The 23,702-nt window shown below is 70.7% G+C and carries 21 protein-coding genes; 10 read left to right on the forward strand and 11 right to left on the reverse strand.

The genetic code is table 11. The features are described 5' to 3' along the window. The first annotated feature begins 2 nt into the window (after positions 1–2). From I847_RS0108155 to I847_RS0108165, 3 genes are read left to right on the forward strand one after another with little or no spacing between them, the layout of a single operon-like run. Positions 3–1,049 (forward strand): ABC transporter permease, encoded by a 1,047-nt coding sequence (locus tag I847_RS0108155; protein ID WP_028049311.1) that lies wholly within the window; start codon positions 3–5, stop codon positions 1,047–1,049. After that, a complete protein-coding gene (locus I847_RS0108160) occupies positions 1,046–1,858 on the forward strand; it encodes an ABC transporter ATP-binding protein (protein WP_028049312.1) in 813 nt (270 codons plus the stop codon). Before I847_RS0108155 ends, I847_RS0108160 begins: the two co-directional genes overlap by 4 nt. Next, the gene (locus tag I847_RS0108165; protein ID WP_028049313.1) at positions 1,855–2,721 is read left to right on the forward strand and encodes an ABC transporter ATP-binding protein; all 867 of its coding nucleotides are present in this window, start codon (positions 1,855–1,857) and stop codon (positions 2,719–2,721) included. The genes I847_RS0108160 and I847_RS0108165 overlap by 4 nt, the downstream gene beginning before the upstream one ends. Before the next feature lie 11 nt (positions 2,722–2,732). On the opposite strand, the gene I847_RS0108170 is transcribed toward I847_RS0108165, so the two are convergent. From I847_RS0108170 to I847_RS0108180, 3 genes are read right to left on the reverse strand one after another with little or no spacing between them, the layout of a single operon-like run. Further along, positions 2,733–3,752 (reverse strand): suppressor of fused domain protein, encoded by a 1,020-nt coding sequence (locus I847_RS0108170; RefSeq protein WP_028049314.1) that lies wholly within the window; start codon positions 3,750–3,752, stop codon positions 2,733–2,735. Beyond that, positions 3,745–4,206 (reverse strand): SRPBCC family protein, encoded by a 462-nt coding sequence (locus I847_RS22595; RefSeq protein ID WP_081680634.1) that lies wholly within the window; start codon positions 4,204–4,206, stop codon positions 3,745–3,747. The genes I847_RS0108170 and I847_RS22595 overlap by 8 nt, the downstream gene beginning before the upstream one ends. A 57-nt stretch (positions 4,207–4,263) precedes the next feature. Next, a complete protein-coding gene (locus tag I847_RS0108180) occupies positions 4,264–7,626 on the reverse strand; it encodes a glycosyl hydrolase (RefSeq protein ID WP_034609562.1) in 3,363 nt (1,120 codons plus the stop codon). A 454-nt stretch (positions 7,627–8,080) separates the two neighbouring features. On the opposite strand from I847_RS0108180, the gene I847_RS0108185 reads away from it, so the two are divergent. The 3 genes from I847_RS0108185 (at position 8,081) to I847_RS0108195 (ending at position 10,127) form a co-directional block, all read left to right on the forward strand. Next, the gene (locus I847_RS0108185; protein WP_028049316.1) at positions 8,081–8,719 is read left to right on the forward strand and encodes a hypothetical protein; all 639 of its coding nucleotides are present in this window, start codon (positions 8,081–8,083) and stop codon (positions 8,717–8,719) included. Between the two features lie 116 nt (positions 8,720–8,835). Next, a complete protein-coding gene (locus I847_RS0108190) occupies positions 8,836–9,672 on the forward strand; it encodes a class II glutamine amidotransferase (protein ID WP_028049317.1) in 837 nt (278 codons plus the stop codon). Positions 9,673–9,710: 38 nt separating this feature from the next. Beyond that, on the forward strand, positions 9,711–10,127 hold the full coding sequence (locus I847_RS0108195; protein WP_028049318.1) for a hypothetical protein: 417 nt from the start codon (positions 9,711–9,713) through the stop codon (positions 10,125–10,127). A gap of 48 nt (positions 10,128–10,175) precedes the next feature. Here the strand turns inward: I847_RS0108195 and I847_RS0108200 are convergent, their stop codons facing one another. Both I847_RS0108200 and I847_RS0108205 read right to left on the reverse strand, forming a co-directional pair. Next, complete coding sequence (locus I847_RS0108200) at positions 10,176–10,565, reverse strand: hypothetical protein (RefSeq protein ID WP_028049319.1); 390 nt, start codon at positions 10,563–10,565, stop codon at positions 10,176–10,178. A 167-nt stretch (positions 10,566–10,732) separates the two neighbouring features. Beyond that, on the reverse strand, positions 10,733–13,444 hold the full coding sequence (locus I847_RS0108205; protein WP_034609563.1) for a discoidin domain-containing protein: 2,712 nt from the start codon (positions 13,442–13,444) through the stop codon (positions 10,733–10,735). Positions 13,445–13,925: 481 nt separating this feature from the next. On the opposite strand from I847_RS0108205, the gene yiaA reads away from it, so the two are divergent. Then, positions 13,926–14,384: an inner membrane protein YiaA gene (gene yiaA / locus I847_RS22600; RefSeq protein ID WP_034609564.1), complete on the forward strand. Its 459-nt coding sequence runs from the start codon at positions 13,926–13,928 to the stop codon at positions 14,382–14,384. A 95-nt stretch (positions 14,385–14,479) separates the two neighbouring features. Here the strand turns inward: yiaA and I847_RS0108215 are convergent, their stop codons facing one another. From I847_RS0108215 to I847_RS0108225, 3 genes are all read right to left on the reverse strand, one after another. Continuing rightward, positions 14,480–14,791 (reverse strand): protealysin inhibitor emfourin, encoded by a 312-nt coding sequence (locus I847_RS0108215; protein WP_028049321.1) that lies wholly within the window; start codon positions 14,789–14,791, stop codon positions 14,480–14,482. Positions 14,792–14,823: 32 nt separating this feature from the next. Then, positions 14,824–16,020, reverse strand: coding sequence for a M4 family metallopeptidase (locus tag I847_RS0108220; RefSeq protein ID WP_028049322.1), 1,197 nt, complete (start codon positions 16,018–16,020; stop codon positions 14,824–14,826). Positions 16,021–16,162: 142 nt separating this feature from the next. Continuing rightward, the gene (locus tag I847_RS0108225; protein WP_028049323.1) at positions 16,163–16,765 is read right to left on the reverse strand and encodes a PilZ domain-containing protein; all 603 of its coding nucleotides are present in this window, start codon (positions 16,763–16,765) and stop codon (positions 16,163–16,165) included. A 252-nt stretch (positions 16,766–17,017) separates the two neighbouring features. On the opposite strand from I847_RS0108225, the gene I847_RS26655 reads away from it, so the two are divergent. Beyond that, a complete protein-coding gene (locus I847_RS26655; protein ID WP_155856063.1) occupies positions 17,018–17,191 on the forward strand; it encodes a hypothetical protein in 174 nt (57 codons plus the stop codon). Here the strand turns inward: I847_RS26655 and I847_RS22605 are convergent. After that, the gene (locus tag I847_RS22605) at positions 17,170–17,919 is read right to left on the reverse strand and encodes a VOC family protein (RefSeq protein WP_051274601.1); all 750 of its coding nucleotides are present in this window, start codon (positions 17,917–17,919) and stop codon (positions 17,170–17,172) included. The two genes, I847_RS26655 and I847_RS22605, sit on opposite strands and share 22 nt — an antisense overlap. Positions 17,920–18,044: 125 nt before the next feature. On the opposite strand from I847_RS22605, the gene I847_RS22610 reads away from it, so the two are divergent. Next, positions 18,045–19,127: a DUF4190 domain-containing protein gene (locus I847_RS22610; protein WP_034609565.1), complete on the forward strand. Its 1,083-nt coding sequence runs from the start codon at positions 18,045–18,047 to the stop codon at positions 19,125–19,127. 181 nt (positions 19,128–19,308) lie between these two features. Beyond that, positions 19,309–20,250 carry a cold-shock protein gene (locus I847_RS0108250; RefSeq protein ID WP_028049324.1) on the forward strand — a complete coding sequence of 314 codons (942 nt, stop codon included), beginning with the start codon at positions 19,309–19,311 and terminating at the stop codon, positions 20,248–20,250. Positions 20,251–20,382: 132 nt separating this feature from the next. On the opposite strand, the gene I847_RS25495 is transcribed toward I847_RS0108250, so the two are convergent. After that, complete coding sequence (locus tag I847_RS25495; RefSeq protein WP_051274603.1) at positions 20,383–22,437, reverse strand: LuxR family transcriptional regulator; 2,055 nt, start codon at positions 22,435–22,437, stop codon at positions 20,383–20,385. Beyond that, entirely contained in the window at positions 22,437–23,702 is a 1,266-nt protein-coding gene (locus tag I847_RS22615) for a GMC family oxidoreductase N-terminal domain-containing protein (protein WP_081680683.1), read from the reverse strand. Before I847_RS22615 ends, I847_RS25495 begins: the two co-directional genes overlap by 1 nt.

Here is a 23,702-nt window from a genome sequence, read left to right on the forward strand (position 1 = left end):
GCATGAAGGCGATGGTCGTCAAGGAGTTCCGGGAGCTGGCACGCGATCGGCGCACGTTGGCCATGCTGATCGTCCTGCCGCTGCTGCTGCTCGTGATCTTCGGGTACGCGGCCAACTTCTACGTCTCGTCGGTCAAGGCGGCGGTCGTCGGGCCGCAGGCGGCTCAGGTGACGGCGCAGCTGCCCGCGTTCTTCGAGGTGACGGTCGACGCGCCGACCGACACTCGGGCCGATGCCGAGAAGCTGCTGCAGGACAACACGGTCGACGTCGCGTTCGTGGCAGACCAGACGCCGGTCCTCGCCCTCGTCGACGGCTCGAACCTGTTCGCGGCGCAGTCGATCGTCGGGACGCTCAACTCGTTCGGCTCCAGCGTGCAGACCGAGGTCCTGTACAACCCGGACCTGACCACCGCGTGGGTGATGATCCCCGCGATCATCGGCCTGATCCTGACGTTCATCGGCACGATCGTGACCAGCATCGGGCTGGTCCGCGAGCGTGAGGCCGGCACGCTGGAGCAGCTGGCCGTGATGCCGATCAAGCCGAGCTCGGTGATCCTCGGCAAGATCGCGCCGTACTTCCTGCTGGCTTCCCTCGACATGATCATCGTGACCGTGCTCGGCATGACGCTGTTCGACGTCCCGTTCAACGGCAGCGTGGCGGTCTTCGCGCTGGGCGCGGCGCTGTTCCTGTTCGTCGTGCTCGGGATCGGCGTGTTCATCTCCACGATCTCGCGGACCACCGGGCAGGCGATCCAGACCGCGTTCCTCGTGATGCTGCCGTCGATCCTGCTGTCCGGGATGATCTTCCCGCTCGACGCCATGGCCCCGGGCGTGCGGTGGATCGGGTACCTGCTGCCGCTGACCTACTTCGTGATGATCTCCCAGGGTGTGATGCTGCGCGGGGCCTCGCTGGTCTCGCTGTGGCCGGCGTTCGCGGTGCTGGCGGTGATGGCGACGGTCGTCTTCACGGCTGCGACCCTGCGGTTCCGTCGCGACCTCGCACCGGGCGAGCGGAGGCGGGCACCCGCTGCCGCGCGGGTCGACGCATGACCTTCGGGCTGCGGTCCGCGACCGTGCGGTTCGGTGAGACCGTCGCGCTCGACGACGTCACCGTCGAGGTCCCGGCGGGCTCGGTCGTGGCGGTGGTGGGAGGCGACGGCGCCGGCAAGACGACGCTCCTGCGCGCGTTGGTCCGCGAGCAGCGCCTGGACGGCGGTGAGGTCGAGGCTCCCGGCAAGCAGGACCTCGGCTTCCTGCCGGCGTCGTCGGGAAGCTGGGCGTCGCTGTCGGTGAGGCAGAACATCGACTTCGTCGGGGGGATCTACGGCCTGTCGGGCGCCGTCCTGGACGCCCGCCGCGCGGAGGTGCTCGAGGGCGCGGACCTGACCGCGGCGTCCGAGCGTCTGGCGTCCCAGCTGTCGGGCGGGATGCGGCGCAAGCTCGGCTTCTGCCTGGCCAGCGTCCACCGCCCCGCCCTGCTGGTTCTCGACGAGCCCAGCACGGGCATCGACCCCGTGAGCCGCATCGACCTGTGGCGGATGGTGTCGCAGGCAGCCGCCGCCGGCGCCGCGGTGATCATGTCGACGACGTACCTCGACGAGGCCGAGCGTGCCGGGCACCTCGTCGTCATGGACGCCGGACGGGTGCTGGTGCAGGGCTCGTACGAGCAGGTGCGCGCCCAGTTCACGGGCACCGTGTCGAGCGGTCGCACAGCGGTCAGGCCACAGTGGTCGTGGCGGCGCGGCCCCGAACGGCACGAGTTCTGGCCCGTCGGCCAGACGCCGACCGACGGGCGCGTGATCGAGCCCGACCTCGAGGACATCGTCATCGCGCTCTCGCTGCAGCGGACGACGGCATGAGCGACGTGCTCCTGCGGGCCGCGTCGGTCACCCGTCGCTTCGGGGACCTGACGGCCGTCAGTGACGTGTCGATGCAGGTCGGACCCGGTGAGGTCGTCGGCCTGCTCGGTGCGAACGGCGCCGGCAAGACCACGCTCATGCGGATGCTGCTCGGCCTCCTGGGGACGACCTCGGGGACGGTCGAGGTGCTCGGCGGCCCGCCCACCCGCGAGCGGCGGCGACGGCTCGGGTACGTCCCGCAGAACCTCGGCCTCTACCCCGACCTGACGGCGACCGAGAACATGCGGTTCGCCGCCGACTCCTACAGGACGCCCGTGCCGAACCTGCCCGCCGACCTCGCCCGGTACGCCGGTTCGCTGGTCGGGGAGCTGCCGCTGGGTGCGCAGCGCAAGCTCGCGTTCGTCATCGCCCTCTCGCACGACCCCGAGGTCCTGCTGCTCGACGAGCCGACGTCCGGCGTCGACGCCCTGTCCCGGTCGGCGCTCTGGGACACCATCCGCGAGCAGTCCGCCGATGGCACCGGCGTCCTCGTGACCACCCACTACATGCAGGAGGCGCAGCAGTGCGACCGGCTCCTGCTGATGTCCGACGGGCAGCTGGTCGGGCAGGGCAGCGAGGCGGACCTCATCGGGGCGACGGCTGCGGCGGCGGTGCGCACCGACGACTGGGCGGCGGTGTTCGGCGTGCTGAACGGCGCCGGCGTGCCGGTCATCCTGGACGGCCGGGACGTGCGCGTGGCCGACGCCGACCTGGACGAGGTTCGCCGCATCCTCGCCGGCGCGGGGCTGGCGGCAACCGTCGAGCCCGTGCCCGCGACCCTCGAGGAACGGATGCTGACCCTGGCCCGCGCAAAGGCGCGGTGAGTTCGGGCGCCTCACCACGCAGGGTCGGACTCCGGCGCGGAGAGCCCGGTCACGGGTGAGGGCCGGAGGTCGAACGAGACGTGCGGGAGCGTCGGCGCCCGGTACGTGCCCGGGACCGGGGCCAACGTGTCCGCGAGGTCGGTCGCCTGCTCCGGCAACAGGCCGACCACCCAGCAGTTCGGCTGCTCGCGGTGCGGCCCTGCTCCGGCCTCCGGGACGAGCAGCAGCTCGGCATCGGGACCCCGGACCATCAGCGGCTCGCCGCGGGCGAGCCGGCCGAGCAGCGCCCGTCGCAGGGAGTCGATCGGATGGGTCGTCATCGTCACGGTGATGCGTCGACGCCCGGCCAGCCGATCGGCGAGGTTCCGCGACGGGGTCACCTGGAGTGTCGACACCACGCAGACGGCCCTGATCGAGCCCTCGGTCTCGGCACCCGCCGCGACCGCTTCCATGACACCGGGAAGCGCCAGCGTCGAGGTGCGCGACGGTCGGGTCACGAACCCCGGCACGTTCTGCGCGAGAACGGCCGCGAAGCCGGACCACTGTTCCAGGGCCGCGAGCTCGTCCGACGTGATCCCGACCGCCTGCACGAACAGGGCGCCGAGGTCCGGGTCCGGCGCGAAGAAGAGGTGGCGCAGCGCAGAGCGCGAGTCCGGGACGACCGGCGCGTTGAGGTCGAACGTGTGGCCGGGGCCGACGTCGTGCCCGGTCTCGAGCACGTAGTCCGCGACGTGCTGGATGAGGTCCGCGGGCCACTGCGGCGGAAGGTCCTCGTCGCCGCGCTCCAGCCGGAAGGTCAGCTCGCACCGGAGGGCGCCGTCGTGGCCCAGATCCGGGGAGCTGAGGCCGAGACCCACGTAGTGCCAGTGGGCGTCCGGCTCCTCCCGCTCGTAGGCACGGACCGTGTCGACGGGGGCGGTCGCGCTCGCCTCCTGCGTCCTGGGGAAGGCCCAGATCCGGACGGGCTCGGTCTCGCCGTAGACCTGCTCGATGGCCAGCTCGACACCGAACCGCCAGAACGGATCACTCATGGCACCAGCATCGCTGACCAACCACGTGGTGCGCTCGGGACCGTCGACCGGGACGCAACGTGCCCCCCGCCCGCCCGACCCGCTCGGCCAGGGGTGCCAACCAACCAGGCCGGCAGGTGAAGCTGTACCGCCAGACGGCTCGGGTCCCGGCGTCGTCGAGAAGGGGTGTGAACCGCCACGCGCCGGCCATGACCGCGAAGAACCACGGGCCGTCGACCATCTTCATCCCGACGTTCGTCGGCGGCGTGTAGGAGACGTACTCGCTGACCATCCGCATCCCCGACCTGTGCCGGGTCAGGGTGCGGACGCCCCTGGCGGGGGCGGTCGCGCCGTCGAGGAACGCCTGGCGACGGATGAACGGGTCCCAGCGCAGCCGGGCGGCGCCGGTGGTCTGTGACACGGCGAAGGCGATACCGGGTGCCAGTGGGACATCGACGGAGGACTCGACGATCATCCGTCGACCCTAGTGAGGGTCCCGGGTGCACCGGCTTCCGATGCACCCGGGGTTCCACTACTGGAACGTGAACCAGTTGACGTTGACGTAGTCCGCCGGCTGCCCGGAGTCGAACGTCAGGTACACGGTGTGCGTGCCGGTGGTGGGCACGATGTTCGCCGGCACGGTCTGCCAGGTCTGCCACCCGCCGGTAGTCGCGATCGCGAAGCTGCCGATCGACGGGCCGGTCAGACTGTCGAGCCGCACGTTGACCAGCCCGCTGACCCCGCCTGCCGCGCCGGAGGCAACCCGGGCGACGAACGTCCGGCGCTCCGTGGTGCCGAAGCTGACGTTGTCGAACCGGACATGGTCGCCGTTGGCGATCCAGCCGATGTTCTGGCCGCCGTCCACGTCCTGGGTCGCCTGCTTCTGGACGCCCGCCATGCCGTTGTACGACTCAGCCTGGATCCGCGACGTCGCGTCGGTGCCGGTCGACGTGCCGGTCGTCGTGACCGTGACCGGGTAGCTGCTCCCGGACCTGTTGCCCGCAGCGTCGTACGCCCGCACGGTGAACGTGTAGGCGGTCGAGGCCGCGAGGCCGCTCGCGGTGAAGGTCCGGGCGCTCGTGGCCCCGATCACCGAGCCGTTGCGGAGCACGTCGTACCCGGTGACACCCACGTTGTCGGTCGAGGCCGACCACGCGAGGTTCGTCGCCGACGACGTGGTGCCCGAGGCGGTGACCCCGCCCGGTGTCGACGGAGCCGCCGTGTCTCCGCCCGAGCCCGAGGTGGTGACCGTCAACGAGGTGCCGCTCGCGGAGCGGTTGCCGGCCGCGTCGAGGGCGCGGACGGCGAACGTGTACGAGGTGGACGGGGACAGGCCCGTCGCCGCGTACGAGGTGCCCGACGCGGTGCCGACCACCGAGCCGTTGCGCAGCACCTCGTACCCCGTGACGCCGACGTTGTCGGTCGACGCGGACCACGAGAGCGAGGTCGACGTCGAGGTCGTCCCCGAGGAGCCAAGGCCCGACGGGGTCGAGGGTGGGCTCGTGTCCGTGGGCGGCGCGGTGGTGTTCGAGCTCGCCACCGACCGGGCAGGGACCGCCAGAGTGACGCCGTTGGAGAACGTCACGGTGATCGGCGACGCGCTCATGTTCGCCGCCTCGTAGGTTCGGACGCCGTTCTTGACGAACACGGCGTGCAGCGGCGTGTTCGCGGTGACCGACCGGTCCACCGTGCCCAGCCCCGACAGGTTCTTCAGCCAGTAGAACGTGTGCGCCTTCGACTCGCCCTCCTCGACCGGGTACGAGCCGGCCTGGGCTCGGAACTGGGACAGCGCGGTCGGGGCGTCGGCCAGCGCCTGGTACTCCCAGATGATGTCCTGCCAGACCGTCGGCGGCCCGCCGTTGTTGCGCGTCAGCTCCGTGAGGTTGCGCGTGATGTCGGCCGGGTCGTAGCCGAGGTAGAGGTGCCCGCCCGTGCTCGGCAGCCAGTTGATGCCCTGGATCATCTCGGGCTCGCCCGAGAACCAGGTGGCGTACGCGCCGCCGTCGCCCCACACCATGCCGACCGACGAGTGCCCGAACGCGGCCGGGAACGCCTCGTCGTCGGTGTCGAACCAGTAGTTCGAGATGGCCGAGGCCTGGGTCGTGTACAGGTAGATGCCCAGGTCGCGGACGGCCTTGTCCCCCGTGGCCTGGCCCCACTGGATGACGCCGCTGGCGAAGTTCATGCCTTCCGACGAGGACTCCTGGTTGTTCCCGGCGGCGAAGGCGCCGTGACCGGACGCCCAGTCGTGGCCCGCGTAGATGTCGAAGTCCCGCAGGAACGGGAACCGGGTGTCGGCGCGGTCCGAGTTCGCGGCGTCCTTGATCAGCAGGTTCAGCATGCCGCCGTACGCGGAGTCGGCCGCCCATGCCGGGTCGAACTCCGCCACGGTCGCCGCGCCCACCACGAAGTAGCCGTAGTGGAAGTGGTGGTCGTTCAGGTCGGTGTCGGACCCGTACGACGCGGGGTAGCCGATCAGCGTGCCCCAGGCCGAGTTGTACCAGAACGACCGCGTCGCCTCCCCGGGCGTGGCCGTCAGCCAGTCCGTGAGCCGGGTCCGCATGGCGCCGACGAGCTGGTCACGGGCGGCCGGCTTCCCGGTGAGGTTGGCGATCTGGGCAGCCTGGGCGATCCGCCCGAACGCCTTGCCGGTCCAGTACGTGTCGTCGCCGAACCCGGCGAACGGGTCGCCGGTGGCCACCTGGTCGACGTAGCCGCTCAGCTGGGCGGCGTCGGCGGAACCCGCCGGGAAGCCGGTGTTGGCGAGCTGCGGAAGCACCCCGTTGAACGGCGTGACGGTCCGGAACTGCGAGCTGCCGACGACCACGCGCATCGGGCCGCGCGGGGACACGTAGGAGTAGCCGCTCATGGTGGCGCCCGTGAGGTTGTCCCGCTGGTGCGGGTACAGCGCGTACACGGTTCCGGTTCCGGATCCCTGCCGTGCCGTCGTCGTGAAGCCGTACGTGGCAGTCATCGTGGCGGTGGTCTCGTCGTACGACCACGACACCTTGGTGCCGGTCACGTGGTTGTGGGCGTAGGGCGCGAACGCGTTCAGCGCGGCGGTCTTGTCGGCGACGCTCGCTCCCGGCGTGGTCGGCAGCACCGCGACCGAGAAGAACGACCCGCCGTTCAACGACGAGCTGATCGTGCTTCCCGAGACGCTCCAGACCGACCCCGTCGGCCCGAACGCGGCGTAGTCGTGCCCGTTGATCGTGTAGCCGACCGTCGCGTTCCCGTTGCTCCACACCGTCGGGGCCCCGGCGCCGGTCAGCGTGGCGTTCCCGCCGGTCTTCGTCGCGTAGACGAACGGCAGACCGTGCCCGAACGTGGTCCGCAGGCTGCTGGTCCCGTTGGTCCACAGCTCGCTGACGGTCCAGTCCGAGTAGCCGTCGACCTTGCCGTCCGAGGACAGTCCCGCGATGCCGAGCCGGAAGTCCTCCGCGTACGAGTAGTGGTACTCGCCGACCCCGGTCGCCGTGCCGGAGATCGTCGCGGTGGTCGGGTAGCTCACTCCGAGACCGTCCGTGAACGCGTGCAGCGCCAGCGGGTGGGCCATGAGGTTCTCGGAGATCGACGCACAGTCGAACTTGTGCCACAGCAGAGACGTCCACCAGTCGTTGGTGGGGATCGCCCCTGCCGGGAAGTTCGCGGTGACGTGGGCCCGGGGGTTCGTGATCGGTGCGTTGTTGCACTCCGTCGGGACTGCCCCCCCGGGCGGCGTCCCGTCCGCATAGCTCCCCGAACCGACTGCGACGGCGGCTGCCCGGGGAAGTGGCAGGACCGTGACCTGCGCAACGAATGCCAGCAGAGCGCCGGCGAGGATCAGGGCCACCCAACGGCGACCGTTCGAGGAGATGCGTGGTCCCAGCTTCTTGAGACCTGTCTGACCAGACATATGGAGTTGTCCCTGTTGCTCGACAGTTCGCTTCGCGCGACGGGCGACCCTGTTGTCGACCCGTTGCGGGAACCGCTGGTGAGGTGGCGAAACCGTGCTGGACGGTCACTCAGGACGGCGTCGGCTACCTGTCGCGGCGGCCGAGGTCGAGCAGGGTGCTCCGGATGGGAGCGCTCCCTCAACGCAGAGATGCCCCGCCTGTCGAACACGCGTCGGCACTGGCTCGCGCCGACAGGCTGCGTCCTCAGAGTCACCCCGCGCTCCCCGCAGGTCAAGTCGGGGACACGCGACGAGAGCCTCGTTCCTCCTGGGACGCGCCAGTGGCTCACCGGCAGGCGATGACCTTCGCTGCGGTCGTGGGCAGGTCTCGCAGTCGCGCTCGCGGTAGCCGGTAGTGCAGTCGCCGTCCGCGGTTCGAGGCGCGTTCGGGCAGTTCAGGCGCCATGATCGGCACATGGACGACGAGTCGCCACCGCGGCACCCGGTGGACTGGCGGGAGGTCGTCGTCGTCGTCCTGCTGTCCGTGACGACGATCCTGACGGCGTGGGTCGGATTCCAGTCGAGCAAGTGGGGCGGGGCGATGTCGATCTCGTTCAGCCAGGCGTCGACCGCCCGGATCGAGGCGACCCGCTTCGAGGGCGTCGCCAACCGCAGGATCAGCGTGCAGTCGACGCTGTTCTCCCAGTGGGCGACCGCCTACGCGGGTGGCGACACCGCGCTCGCGGACTTCTTCGCCGCGCGGTTCCCCGAGCCGCTCGCCACCGCGTTCCCGGTCTGGCTGGCCTCCGACCCGCTGCAGAGTCCCGACGCCGCGGCGTCCCCCTTCGAGCTGCCGGAGTACCGGATCCCCGAGCTCGACCGGGCCAAGGCCGCCGACGCCCGGGCCGACGCCAAGTACCAGCAGGCGCTGAGGAACAACCAACGAGGCGACAACTACACGCTGCTGACGGTCGCGTTCGCTGCGGTGCTGTTCTTCGCCGCGATGTCCGGCCGGATGAGGTCCACCCGCGGCGGGGACGTGCTGCTCGGGTTCGCGGTCGTCCTGTTCCTCGTCGCCTCGTCCTTCCTGATCACCTTCCCGAAGCTGGTCTAGCCAGATCGGGGCGATGGCCGACGCCGTCCGTTCCTGGGCGGTCCATGGGCTGAGCAGCGGCATTCTGCCGTTGTGGGAGCCTGGAGGGACGCGGGCGCTCGACGAGGAGGTCGCAGATGTGTCGCTGGATCGCGTACGCGGGTTCGCCGGTGCTGCTCGACGAGCTCCTCTACAAACCCGCCAACTCGCTGGTCATGCAGAGCCTGCACAGTCGGCTCGGTGCGGAGCCGACCAACGGCGACGGGTTCGGCGTCGGGTGGTACGACGAGCACTCGCCCACCCCGGGGCTGTTCCGCAGCGTCGAGCCGGCGTGGAGCGACGAGAACCTGCGTGAGCTGTCGCAGCACGTGCGCGCGGGGGTCGTACTCGCACACGTGCGGGCGACCAGCGGCACGGCCGTGCAGCAGAGCAACTGCCACCCGTTCCGGCACGACCGGTGGCTGTTCATGCACAACGGCTTCCTCGCCCGGTTCGGTGAGCTGAAGCGCGACCTTCAGCTGGCCGTCGATCCCGAGCTCTTCCCGACGATCGCCGGCACCACCGACTCCGAGACGTTGTTCCATCTCGCGCTGACGTTCGGGCTGACGGACGACCCGCCCCGGGCGGTCGCCGCGGCGATCGGGCTCGTCGAGGACGTCGCGCGTCGGCGCGGGGTCGACTACCCGGTGCAGGGCACGATCGCCGTGTCGGACGGGGAGCGCCTGTGGGCCTTCCGGTACTCCTCCGAGGGCCGGTCGCGCTCGCTGTTCCACAACCAGGACGTCGCCGTGCTGCGCCAGCAGTACCCGGACAACCCGGTGCTGCACGACCTGTCCGAGGACACGCGCATCGTGGTGTCCGAGCCGCTCGGTGACCTGCGAGGAGCGTGGCTCGAGGTGCCGGAGGCGACGTGTCTCGTCATCGGCGGAGGGACGCTCGAGACTGTGCCGTTCGGGCCGGCCGCGGCTGGGTAGGCTGCGGCCTCGCACCGCCCGCCGAGACCAGGAGAATCGTGCTCGTCACCGTCAACCGGGGATCGGTCGCCATGGGCGACGACGCCGTCAGCCACAAGTACCAGGTGGAGGTCGACCCCGACCTCAGCGTCGGTGCGTTCTTGAGCCAGCTGATCCACCCGGCCGGGCCGCCCCTCGCGAGCGTCCACGGCGAGGTGTCGTGGCTCGTCCAGCTGAGACTGGCCAAGGCCGACGATCCCTGGCACCTCGGTGAACGGATGACGCTCGCGGTCATCCACGTGCCGGTCGGCGAGCCGCCGTTCATCCTCCCGCTGACGTCGAGCTGGGCGTTCAAGGAGACCCTCGGCGCTGTGGCGGATCGCAGTGCGGACGGTTCGGTGACCGTGTACTTCGACTATGTCAGTGCGGGTCAGCGCAGGTCCTATGCGTGGTTCGCCAAGGACTTCGGCGGGTGACCCTGGCACGCGGCGCGCTCACGGTCCGCTGAGACGTGACCCGGCCCGTCAGCTCGACGAGAGTCCTGGGCCGAGCGTCGAGGGGTCGCCCTCGAACGGCCGCAGGACGTCCGGCGCCGGGAACGGCAGCACGTAGCTCGCGGTCACCACGTCCACCGCGCCGAAGTCGTCGACCTTCACGACGACCCGCTCGGGCGTCACCTCGACGATCCGCACGCGCTCACGGCTGCCGTCGGGCAGGTCGAGCTGCCACAGGTCCGCGAGCCAGTACAGGCCACGCTCCTCGAGCGCCTCCTCGGCGGCCAGCCAGTCGACCGTTCCCGTGGCCGCGCGCCCGAGCGCGTCGAGGGCGACGAACCCGTCACCGTCCGGGCGGATCCAGCCGAGGCGTTCGCGGTCGTCCGGGCGCCGGTGCTCGATCCAGTCCTGCGGTGGCATCGGGCGATCGTATCGAGCGGGTGCCCGCAGGTGCCGCCAGACAAGAGCGTTGGCCGCCCCCGCAGTGGGGACGGCCAACGACTCGCTGCTTCCCGCGAACCTCGAGGGCTCCGGGTCCGCGGCTCACCCAGAGGGACCAGGTGAGCCGCGGGGCGACGACGCTGGTGTCAGCCGCCGTAGTTGGTCACCGTGGCGGGCACGGTCGACGTGCCCTCCGCGGCGGGACCGACGCCGTTGATGACGTGGGCGTAGGAGCCCATGCCACCGAGCGACACCGTGGACAGGCTGTGCATCTTCACGCCGGGGACCGAGGGGACCTCGAACCCGTTGTCGACCCGGATCGTCGGGTCGCTCGTGAAGTTGCTGTAGGAGCCCAGGCCCCAGGCCTCGTGCTGCGTGACGCCTGCCGCGACCTTGTAGGCGGCGTAGCCCTTGATGCCGCCGTCGTGGGTGATGGCCGCGACGTTCGGCGCGTCGTACGGGAGCTCGTTCTGGAAGAAGATCGTGCGCCCGTTGTTGCCGTTCCACAGCAGGTTGTACTTCTCGTAGTGCTCGACGAACAGGCCGTATGCGTTGACGTCGTTGCCGTTCACGATCAGGCCGTAGTCGGCGACGTTGTCGTTCCAGCCGGCGCCGGCTCCGTGGTCGGCACGCCAGGACCAGATGTGGTCGATGATCGTGTCGTCGGAGTTGATGACGATGGCGTTGGTGGTCTTGCCGGCGACGACGCCGCCGACGCGGATGAACACGTCCTGGATGGACTGCGGGTTGCCCGCGCGGTCCGTGTGGTTGCCGGCGGAGCCGACGGTCAGGATCGTGTTCGACTTCGTCGTGCCCTGGTCGAACAGCAGGCCGGCGATCTTGATGCCGTCCACGTCGGCGGTCTGCAGAGCGTTGACGCCGCCGTCCGGGATGATCGTCGCCATACCCATGCCGAGGACGATCTGGTTGGCCTTCGTCACGTTGATCGTCTGGTTGGTGTGGTAGACGCCGGGCGTGAAGATGACGTTCAGGCCCTGCGAGAGCGCCTGGTTGATCGTCGCCGTGGCGTCACCCGGGTGTGCCAGGTAGAACGTGTTCAGCGAGAGCGAGGTACCGGCCGTGTTGGGCCAGGTCGTGCCCGTCGTGCCCGAGCGCAGGCTCGGGACGAACACGGACCAGGAGCCGTTGGCGTAGTACAGGTACGGCTTCTCGCGGATCGCCCCGGTGGTGTTCACCGTGGTCGTCGTCGGGCTCGGGAAGGTGTTCGCGGGGGCGCCCTGGGTGCCGGAGAACACGACGTTCCACAGCGAGCCGTCCCAGCTGCCGACGCTCGAGTCACGCGTGTACCACTGCTGCTGCGTGTACGAGGTCACCTTGCCGTCGATCTTCGAGTCGGAGATGTATCCGCCCGAGGCCCAGCCGTAGGCCGACGAGTCGAGCGACAGGTCGCCCTTGACGTGCACGCGGCGGAACGGCGCGGCCTGGGCGACGGCCCAGCGAGCCTGGCCGGTGCTCGGCGTCACGGCGAAGTTCTCGGCGGAGCGCCAGAAGTTCTGCGTCGCGTTGCCGTTGAACCACTGTGCGTCGACCCACACGCCGCCGTTGATCTGGACGTCGTCCGGGTTCTTCCCGGCTCCGGCGATGCCGGTGTAGAAGCCGATGTTGGCCTGCACGGCGTAGGTGCCGGGCAGGAACAGGAACTGGTCACGCTCCTCGCCGAACTGGTTCGCCTCCTGACGCTTGAACACCGCGTCGAGCGTCGACTGGATCGACGCCTGGGTGTCCGTCGGCTTGAAGATGAACGTGCTCGAACCGAAGTTCGGGTTGACCGGGTCGGCCGCGGCGACCGGGGGAACCGTCGGCGTGGGGGTCGGGGTCGGGGTCGGTGTGGGGGTCGGCGTCGGCGTCGGCGAGGTGGTCGACGACGAGCCGGCGTAGGCCCGCAGTGCCCACAGCGAGTAGCCGTAGCCGGTGCCGCGGGTGACGCCCTGCACGCGCAGGTAGCGACCCGAGCCGTTGACGGCCACCGTCTGGTTGCCGCCGGTGCCGTTGGTCACGGAACCGATCGTCGTGAAGCCGGAGGTCGCGCTGTTCGAGGCCTGGATGTTGAAGGCCTTGCCGTACGCGGCCTCCCAGTCGAGCTGGACGGAGCAGAGGGTCTGCGTCGAGCCGAGGTCGACCTGGATCCACTCGGCGTCCGTCGAGGCGCTCGCCCAGCGGGTGCCGCCGTTGCCGTCGACCGCGTTCGCCGCGACGTAGTCCGAGCCGGTCTGGACGGACGAGGCGCTGGCCGCCTTGCCCTGCGCGACGTCAGCGGTGCCGCAGCCGGCGGCCGGCGTGGTCGGCGGCGGGGTCGTGGCGGTCGTCGTGGTGGTCGAGCTCGTGCCGGCCGTGCCGAACACCTGGAGCTCCCACAGCGAGTAGCCGTAGCCGGTTCCGCGCGTGACGCCCTGGAGGCGGACGTAGCGGCCCGAGCCGGCGGCGGGGACGCTCTGGTTGCCGCCGGTGCCGTTGGTCACGGTGGCGATCGTCGTGAAGCCGGAGGTCGCGGAGCCAGAGACCTGGATCTGGAAGGACTTGCCGTAGGCGCCCTCCCACTGCAGGTCGACGCGCTCGATCGTGGACGTCTGGCCCAGGTCGACCTGGATCCACTCCGCGTCCGTCGAGAGGCTCGCCCACCGGGTGGTAGCGCTCCCGTCGACGGCCGCCGAGGCGGGGTAGTAGGTGGCGTTCTCGGACGACGACGCGGTGGCCGTCTTGCCCTGCGAGAGATTGACCGCTGCCGCGCTCGCCCCAGTGGCGGCGACGAGGAGGCCACTAGCGACAAGTGTCGCGGCGACCGAAACGGTCAGCAGGGTCTGCACTCGTCGTGAGCGCAAGCTGCGTGGGATGGACATCGAGTTCCTTCGAACTGCCGACGACGTCGTCGGGAGAGGGGGAGGGGTAAGGCGATGGCCGCAGCCTCGTGAAGAAGCCGGCGGTCGTGTCCCGTCCGCTGCACAGCCAGACGGCCGAAGGGCCCCGCACAGGCGCTGTACAGTCCTCCGGCTCGACGATCTTGGGCCGCTGACCTGCGAATACTGTCTGTGACAGGAGTGATTACGCCGTTCGGCTCCCTAATTCCGGCGCGGTTGCCGGAAACGTCCGTATCCACCGTCCCGGCAGGTGGACGTCCGAGTGGGGGAATGCCTGGTCAGTTGCCGAAAAACACGTCAGTTCGCCGGCTGCGCCGGTCTGGGTCCGCACCTCGTCGGACGGACCCAGACGAACTGGTCCGACCGAGTGTCGTCGCGCGGGATGCTTGCGTTCGCCTTGCCGGACCGCCACCATCGTGGCGCGGCTGGCACGGTGCCGGACGCCCCACCAACGGAGCGCCCCATGTCGCAGCAGAGCTTCCCCGCCCGTCCGACCGCGGCCTTCGTCGGCGCGTCCTGGGTCGCCCTCGTCATCTCCGTGAGCGCTTTCGCCGTCGGGCTGTGGAACGCGGAGATGGAGCTCTCGGAGAAGGGCTTCTACGGCACGACTCTGCTGCTCGGCCTGTTCTCGGCGATCGCCTTGCAGAAGTCCGTGCGGGACCGGGCGGAGGGCATCCCGGTGACGACGATCTTCCTCGGCCTCTCGTGGGCCATGGTCATCACCTCCGTCGTGCTCGTGACCGCGGGCCTCAGCAACGCGGAGCTGGCACTGTCGGAGAAGGGCTTCTACGGTCTGGGCTTCGCGATGGCGCTCTTCTCCGTGGTCGCGGTCCAGAAGAACGTCCGGGACCTCGCGGCCGCCGCGCCGCCGGCACCGCGGGTGGCCGCCGAGCCGGAGATCAAGCCCAACGTCTGGCAGTGAGCGCGCGGGTCACGTACGCGGCCGCCACTCGACCGAGCGGTGCTGCGCGGGCGCGTGACCATCGTCGTCGGACCTCGTGCTCCATGGCACTGACGTCAGGCGCTGGCCGAGCCGTTGTCACGGATCCAGTCGCGTAGCTGTGCGAACTGCGGCGACACGCTGCCGTCCGTCGCGGACAGGACGACGGGTGGCTCGTCGTCGGCCTCGATCGAGATCTGGTACGACTGGGCGTCGCGCAGCTGACCCGGCTCGTCTGCTCCCGTGCGCGCGTCGTCAGCCGCTGCGACCAGCCGGTGCAGGTGGTGGCGTGCGTCGTCGTCCAGGTCGTTCTCGTGGACGACCGTGGGGGGCGCAGCGAAGGCCGCTGCCATGCCCCCCACGGTCACCAGCGTGAGCTTCTTCGTCATGCGGAGCCTCGTCTCGGAGGTCGTCGAACAGGTCAGGCCGGGACCTTCAGCGAGCGGACCAGCTTCGACAGCTCGTCGATCTCGGCAGAGAGGCGGTCCAGCTGGCCCGCGACACCCGAGGCCGGATCGGCCGCGACGAGCGCCGCCGCGGCTGCATGCGTCTTCGGGGCCGTGACCTTGATGCCGACCTGCCCCCAAGCATCCGTCACCGCGTGCACCTCGGTCGACGACGCACCGTACCGCTGGCTCGCCTTCGTGGCGGTCAGCGTGGCGAACGCTTCGAAGTCGGTGTCCGGACGGGACGCGTTGAGCGCCTCGAACCAGATGTGCCCCGCCGTCTCCCACGCGTAGCCGCCGAGAGCCGTCGCGACGAGGTAGAAGGCGTGGTTCGGGATGCCGGAGTTGACGTGCACGCCGCCCCAGTCGCCGGCCTGCGTGTCGGGCAGGTGCAGGAAGTCCTTCATGTGGGCGGGCTGCTGGTCGTGGCCGAACGTCGGGTTGTCGTAGGCCTGCCCGGGCGCCTTGAGCGACCGGAGCGCGTCACCCGCGAACTCCGGCGTGAAGACGTCGTTGCCGATCAGCCAGTCGGCCTCGTCCGACTTCTGGTTCGCCGCGTACTGCTTGACCAGCGAGCCGAAGACGTCCGAGATCGACTCGTTCAACGCCCCGGACTGGAGGTGGTACTCCAGGCCGGCGACGGCTTCCGTGACGCCGTGCGTCAGCTCGTGACCGACGACGTCGAGCGAGCCGGCGAGGTCCGAGAAGATCCTTCCGTCGCCGTCGCCGAAGACCATCTCGCGACCGTCCCAGAAGGCGTTGTTGAACTTCGAGCCGAAGTGCACGTAGCCGTCGATCTGGCCGCCCCTGCCGTCGATGGAGTCGCGGCCGAGGACGTCGGCGTAGAACGCGCGCGTGTGTCCCAGCCCGTCGAAGGCGTGGTTCACCGACGGGTCGGCGACGTCGGGCTGGCTCTCCGAGCGGACCTGGGCTGCTCCGTGCGTGGTCTCGCGGTGCTGTGCGTCGTAGATGGACCGCGCAGCGCCCGCCGCAGGAGCCGCGAACACCGCCAGAGAGCTGAGTCCGGAGGTGATCTGGCGCTCGCCGCGCAGCTGGGCGCTGGTCAGGAGCGTCGACTTGGCTGCCTCGCGAATCTCCGGGTCTTCGGACTCCAAGAGCTTCTCGAGCAGGAACGGCGGTGTGATGCAGTTGTAGTGCACGTCGGTGCTCATGACGACCCCCGTCGGTTGTGGATGGGCTTCGTCTGAAAAGGGGACGAATCGCCCTCGCAGATACCACGACGCCCAGCCGGACGCCGCGCTGCGCACTGGCGACGTCAGACCGGCCACTACCCGAGGGACAGATCCTGTCGAGTCAGGACAGAAGGCGAGTGCGCCGCTGCGCGGCCTGTGTCTGCATGACGAAGCGGAACAGCGCGTCCGCCTCCCTCTCGCGCAGCCCGACGAAGCGGCAGCCGTAGTGCGTCGACCTGGTGCGCGTGCGCTGCGACCGCAGCACCTCGGCGTCGAGCGGGACGGCGCGGTCGGGGGTGGGGAACTGGAACGTGATCCGGTCCTGCTCCGTCAGCCGCGCGGTCGTGGAGATGCGCATGCCGTGCGCGCCGAGGTCCAGGACGACGAACGTGATCGACCGGTCGGCGTCCTGCGACGACTGCAGGACGCCCGTGCACAGCTGCGCGATCTTGACCCGCGCCACCTGGCGCTTCTGCAGCATCGAGCGGAGCTCGAGGTCGGCGACGTACACCGTCGTCACGCTCACCCGGGCGACCCGACCGCTGTACCTGACCTCGCCGCGCACGTCGTCGAGCACGAGGACCTGGACGTCGTCGCCGACCCGGAGCTCCCCCCGGACCCCGTGGTCGGCGCGCAGCATCAGTGTCCCGTCCCCGCACGCGGCGACGTAGCCGTCGAGCACGCGGTCGCCGGCCGCGAGGGCGCATCGAGCGAGGGAGTGCATGGTGACGTCCGTCCGGTCTGGGCCGCACCGTCGCGGCGGGGTGGTGCTGGTCCTCGACCGTCAGATCGGCCGCTCGCGACAGGTCTTGAGCCACGACTGAGCCGTTGGAGTGACCCCTCTTCTTCGGTCGCCCGGCCGGGCGACCGTCCGGGTGATCTGTGCCACGAACCGGTCGATCCGGTGCGTCCAGGTCTCACCATGAGACGCACGCGGCCCGACCCCGCAGGCCGCCACCCTCGTGGGAGGTGCGCCATGGCCCAGGACGACACGACGCTGCACTGCCGTCAGTGCCGGACCCGCTTCCGGGTCGGCCGGCTCGCCCGCGAGTGCGAGCTGACGCACGGCGTCCGGCTGGTCTACGACAACTCGAGCTTCTGGATGGGCGCCGGCGACACCGGCCCCCGCTACTCGCAGGAACGCGGCTGAGCCACGCCGCGTAGACCTCCGGCTCGGACACCTGACCTGAGACGGAACGCGTTGCCGTCCGGATCGGCCAGCTCGACCGCGTCGCCCTCGACGCTGCGAATTCTTGTCGCACCGAGTGCGACGAGCCGGTCGACCTCGCCGTCCAGGTCGCCGCCGCCGACGGTGAGGTCGAAGCGCTGGCGGTTCCGGTGCTTGGGGGTCCCGCCCGGGTCGTCCCACGAGACCTTGGTGCCGCCGCGCGGGGACTGGATCGCGGTCTGCGCGCCCTGGTCCCAGACCATGGGCCAGCCCAGCGCGTCGGCCCAGAACAGGCCGACGTCCCGGCTGCCCTCGCAGGTGAGCTCACCGAGGAAGCCGCAGCCGGCCAGGTAGGCGTTGCCCGGTTCGATCACGCACAGCTCGTTGCCCTCGGGATCCGCGAGGACCACGTGCTCCTCCTCGGGAAGCTGCCCGACGTCGAGGTGGCTGGCGCCGAGCCGGAGGGCGGTCTCGACGATGCTGTGCTGGTCCTCGGCGCTGGTGCTGGTGAGGTGCAGGTGCATCGGGTTCTGGCCGACCTTCGGCTCAGCGCTCACGACGAACCGCAGGCCGAGCTGGGTGGCTGACCCGGGGAGGACGACACCGTCGACCTCCTCGACCGCTCCTCGTCCCAGGAGGCGCGCCCAGAACTCGGCCAGCCGAACGGGGTCGTGAGCATCGAAGGTCAGGGCCGTCAGTCGACTGGGCACCCTCGAACGCTAGCGAACGACGCCCCTCGGAGCCTGTCCGGCTGGTTCATGCGGGCGCCCACGACCGCGGCCCGCGTGCCGACGACGGCCGCCCGGGGCCGAGGACCCGCGCTACCCTCGCCCGCATGCCCGATCTGCCGGAACCGTCCCGTACGTACCGTGACACCGAACCTCTCGCGGTCTGGGGCTTCGTGCTCACCTTCCTGTTCTGGCCCGCGGGGCTCGTGCTCTCGTACGTGGCACTGCGCAGGGTACGTCGCACCGGTGACGGTGGCTGGGGACTGGCGGTGGCAGGCGCTGCGCTGTCGACGATCGCCGCCGCCGTGACGGTCGTCGCGGGGCTGACCCTCTTCGCCCGCTCGGACCTGCCTGACCAGTGGTCGGCGCAGGCGGCGGCCCGGGCCGACGCCTCCACCACCCGCCGCGTGATCAAGGACGTGGAGTCCGACCTGCTCGCACAGAAGAAGTCCGACGACGCGTGGCCGACCGATGTGGGAGACGGCTCGGACGACGGCGTACGCGTCGCCGTGTACCGCACGGGCGACACGCTCTGCGTCGAAGGTTCGCGCGGGGTGTATCACGCGTCCGTCCTGGGCGGAGACGTCGACGCCGGCGTCGACTGTGCGACGCGTGGTGTCGAGGTGCCGTTCCTCTCGGCCGCGATCTCCGACGCGCACGACGCCGAGGCCGCCCGCCAGGCCACGCTCGTGGACGACCTCCGGGGACGGGCCCAGGTGATCGCCGAGAAGTCGTCGGTGGACGGCACCCCGGACCTCGGGATCTCGCGGTCGAGACCCGCCGACCTCGAGCTCTGCTCTGCCATGACCGACATGTGGCACCACCTGGACGATCCCGCCGCGCGCGAGGCGTTCTGGATCCTGACGCGCGACAGCGACGCCGAGATGCAGATCGACCCGGTCTACTTCGAGGACTTCGCCGACATCGACCGCCCGGCGGACAGCTCGTTCGCGTACGGCCTGCTGTACGCGGAGGCCGACTGCTGGCGGGGCGGGTTCGTCGGTCCCAGTGGGGAGATGCCGCCGCTGCCGTCGATGTGGACGCAGCCGACGACCCAGGAGTCTTTCGACGCCGACCACGCCCGCTCGGACGCCGCCAAGGCCGGTGATCCCGCCGCCGTCGCGCTCTCGGACCAGCTCGGCCGTCAGGAGGAGGCGCAGATCGCCGCCGCGATCGCCGCACACCTGTAGGCCGCGCATCGCCGGGAGGTCCATCACCTGCCGCGAGCGCGAAGCCCGACAACCGACCCCGGTCCGGTCCGGTGCCCCGCGCGTCGACGCACCGACCGGTGTGACTTCCGCTCAGGCGCTGGAGTGGTCGTGTCGGGGGAGACTGAGGCCAGCAAACCTTTGCTTTCGACGAGGAGTCACCGTGCCCGAGGGAACAGTCCGCTGGTTCGACGCCGAGCGGGGGTTCGGCTTCCTCTCCCTCGGGGACGAGGGCGAGGACCTGTTCGTGCACGCTTCCGAGATCGTCGTCGACGACGACCGGCCGAAGCTGCTCCGCGAGGGCCAGGTCGTCGAGTTCGAGGTGGGCGAGGGGGACCGCGGCCCGCAGGCTCGCCGCGTCCGGGTCACGGGCGACCACGCCTCCGACGCACCCCTGGGCGTGCTCGGCACCGTCTCCTGGTACGAGCCGGGCAAGGGATACGGCTTCGTGACGCCCGACGGAGGCGGTGCGGAGATCTTCGTGCACAGCTCGGCCATCGTGGGCGGCGGGGTGATCTCGGACGGGCAGCGGGTGGCGTTCCTGGTCGTCGACGGGGAGAAAGGGCCGCAGGCGGACCACCTGCTGCCGCTCGGGGCCCAGGCGTCGAGGCCTGTGGCACCCGATGGCGCGGACGGCACCGTGTCCTGGTACGACGTCGACAAGGGCTTCGGGTTCGTCACTCCTGACGCGGGCGGCGAGGACGCCTTCGCCCACGTCCGGGACCTGGCCGGAGGGCTGGCTGAGCTGTCGGACGGGGATCGCGTGACCTTCGACCTCGCCCAGGGCGACAAGGGGCCACAGGCCCGCAACGTCCGGCTGGTCGGCGGCTCGGCACGCCACGGTGCGCCGGTCGTGTCGGGCCGCGGTCGATCGGGCCCCCGGAGCGTGCCGGCCGACCCGGTGCGTGGTGGCGAGGGCTTGGTGGCCCGGTACGACGCGGATCGCGGTTTCGGCTTCATCACGCCGGATGCGGGGGGTGCGGACCTGTTCGTGCACGTGTCGGTCGTGAGGGGCGCCGAAGCCCTGCAGGAGGGCGATCGGGTCCGGTACAAGGTGCGCCAGAGCGATCGCGGACCGCAGGCGGACAGCGTCGAACGGGCGTGAGCCAGAGCCGCGCGCACGGAACCGCCCATCCTGATCGTCACAGCCGGACGACGAGCGCGAAACCGCGACTGCCTCAGGTCGCCCTTCCTCGTGCGTGGCGCAGGTAGATCAGGCCTTGGCGCCTTCCGGCTCTCACGACCCGGTGGTGCCGTCCAGAAGCTCCCAGCGTGCGACGGCCTCGTTGCGGGAGGACACGCCGAGCTTGCGGTAGGTGGACACCGCCTGCGTCTTGACCGTGTTCCGTGAGATGCCGAGGCGTTCGGCGATCAGGGGAAAGGTGAGGTGGGTCGCGAGGAGCGGCAGGAGTCGGACCTCGGCGGGGGTCAGGGTGTCGGGCCGACCCTGGTCCACCCCTTCCTGAAGGGCCGCGAGCAGGGCCGCGACCTTGTCCGGCAGGTCGCCGAGACCCGGCCGCCGGCGCATGATCTCCTCGGCCTGCCGCGCTGCCGCGCCTGCCGCGTGGCGGTCGCCCAGGCCGAGCGACGCCTGCGCCGTGGCGAGGAGGGCCTGTGTGGAGACGACCGGGAGCGCGTAGGTGAGCAGCGGCCGAAGTGCCAGCGCTCGCCGCAGGTGCGCGATGGCCTCCGTGCGCAGGCCGAGGTGGACCGCGACGCGGGCGGCCCAGGCGAAGACGAGCGCGCTCGACCAGTAGGAGCCGTAGCCACCGTCCGTGACGATGGCGGTTGCGCGGCGGACGAGGTCGACGGCGGTCGGCCACTCGCCGCGCTCGACCGCGATCGACGCCCGCTCGCACAGGTCCATCGCGACGAGCGGGCCGACGCCGGCCAGCTCCGCAGCCTCCTCGGCCTCGACGAACAGGTCGTCGGCACGGTCGAGGTCACCGTCGAGCAGGTCGGCGAGTGCCTCGGTGTGGCGCATCGTCGCGCGAAGCGGGCTCGCGGGCGACAACCCGGTCCAGCCGGCCCGCGCGTCCCGGCGCATCGTCGCGGTCCCGGCCCGGCCCTCGATCGCGTCCAGGTACGCGAGCGTCCCCTCGACCGTGCTGCCGTCCGCCAACCGGCCGGTTCCGGGCCCTGCCTTCGCGATCGCCGACCACCTGTCGGCGCGGGCGGGCTCGCCGACCAGCCCGAAGGTCAACGCGGCGTGCGCGGCGATCGCGGGAAAGCCCACGCCGTCGTTCGCCTCCTCCAGCCACGTCATCCACCGGTGCACGGAGTCGATGCCGCCGTTGGCCCAGGTCTGCTGCGACCACTCGAGGACGAGCCGGGCGAACTCGGCGACGTCACCGGCAAGGCGCGCATGCTCGATGGCCTCGTCCGGGGCACCGGCGTCGGCGAACCACCGGGTCGCGCGCCGGTGGAGCTCGGGGACCAGCGCGGGCTCCTTGCGGTGCAGCTCGGCGCTGAGCAGATCGCGCAGGAGGGGGTGGCAACGGAAGCGATCGCCGCCCCGGTCCGCCGGCTGGATCACCCCGTCCGCAGCGAGATGCTCCAGCGCCGCCCCGGAGGACCGGGTCCGCAGCACGGCGTCGCAGACGGGACCGGAGAGCTCGTCGAGGATCGAGCAGCGCACCAGGAGCTTGGTGTCGCGCGCCCGCAGGCCGGCGAGCACCTCGGCGCGCAGGTACTCGCGCATGAAGACGTCGTCGCCCGTGAACGTCCGGCTGACGTCCGCGCGCAACGCCATCCCGGCGAGCGACACTGCGACCGGCCAGCCCTCGGTGCGGTCCAGCAGCTCCGCCGTCCGGCTCGGCGAGAGGACGACGCCCGACCGATCCAGCACCTGCGCGGTCTCGTCCGGACCGAGGGAGAGCTCGGGGACGCCGACCTCCAGCAGGTCGCCGACGGCTCGCAGCCGCGCAATCCGCAGGCGTGGCCGGGCACGTGAGGTGAGACCGGCCCGCCACGTGTCGGGTAGGCGGTCGATGACGTCGGTCAGCACGTTGAGGCTCCCCGCCGAGGTGATCGCGTGCACGTCCTCGACCAACAGGGTCCGTGGCAGGTACGGGGCGACTGCCTGCACGAGACCCGCGACGGTGACGATCCCCGGGCCTGCCCCGGCGGCCCGCCCGAGCGCCGTCAACAACGTGGCCGGGTCGTTGTCGGCGTCGGTGCACGTGTGCCAGAGCGCCGCACCGGCCAGCCGGTCCGCCCACTGGCCGAGGACCGCCGACTTCCCGTACCCGGGCCCGGCGACGATGGCCACGACCCGTGCCGGCGACTCCATCAGCGCGTCGACCAGGTCGTTGCGAGCGGCTGCCGGTTGTTGGGCGTGTACGTGAGCACGATGTCGCCGTGGCTGCCGAGCGTCACGCGGTTGTCCGGGTCGGGCAGGTCCTCGGCCGAGAGCCAGAAGTCGACCGCGTGCTCGGCGACCTCCTCGAGGGCGAACATCGGCGCGAAGCGGGCCTCGACGGGCTTCTCCCCGCGATACATCGGTGCCGACGACTTGCCGACCATCTGCACGTTGCCCATCGGGAAGCCAAAGCTCTCGTCACCGAAGTAGTAGTCGTTGACGCCGAGCGTCTTCTGGAACCGGGTGTCGTTTCGTTCGACCGAGATCGCCAGGAAGGCCCGGCTGTTGTGGAACATGTAATGGCGTCCGACCTGGTCGGAGCCGTTGGCCAGCCCGTTCGGGTGCCGGTCGTTGGCGCTCTGGAGCAGCAGCTTCGCGGAGTTGGCCGCGCCCGCCGCCACGACGACCACGTCTCCGGAGAACCGCTGCTCGACCCCGTCGACGTCCGCGACGACCGACGTCACGCTCCGGCCGGAGTCGTCGGTCTCGAGGCGCCGGACCTCGGCGTTGCGCACGAGCGTCACGTTGACGTGCCGGATGGCGGGCCGCACGGCGACCATCTCCGCGTCCGACTTCGCCTGCACGAGGCACGCGAAGCCGTCGCACGTCCCGCACCGGATGCACGTGCTGAACGCCATGTCCGTCTCGTCGAGGTTGATGCCTGACGGCGAGTGGAACGGGTGCAGGCCGATCGCACCGAGATCGTCGAAGAGCTGCTGGATGCGCGGCTCGTGCGCGACCGGAGGGTAGGGGTACGGGCCGCTCGACGGGGGCTCGGTGGGGTCCTCGCCCCGGGCGCCGTGCACCCGGTAGAGCTCCTCGGCCTCCGCGTAGTACGGCTCGAACTCGTCGTACCCGACGGGCCAGGCGGGCGACACCCCGCCGTGGTGCTGCAGCTCGCCGAAGTCCTTCTCCCGCAGCCGGTACAGCGCCGCGCCGTAGAACTTCGTCGCGCCGCCCACGTTGTAGTGCACCTGCGGCTGGAACGCTCTGCCCTCGTGGTCGTACCAGGTGTCCTTGGAGACGTATCGGTTCTTGACGAACACCTCGGTCGCGTCCCAGTTCGCGGGTTCGCGCGGGAGCCAGTCGCCCCGCTCGAGGATGAGCACCTTCTTGCCCAAGGGTGCCAGGCGGTGGGCGAGCGTCCCGCCCCCTGCGCCCGAGCCGATGATGACGACGTCGTAGTGCTCGGTCAT

Source organism: Cellulomonas sp. URHD0024 (assembly GCF_000426185.1).
GTDB lineage: Bacteria > Actinomycetota > Actinomycetes > Actinomycetales > Cellulomonadaceae > Cellulomonas.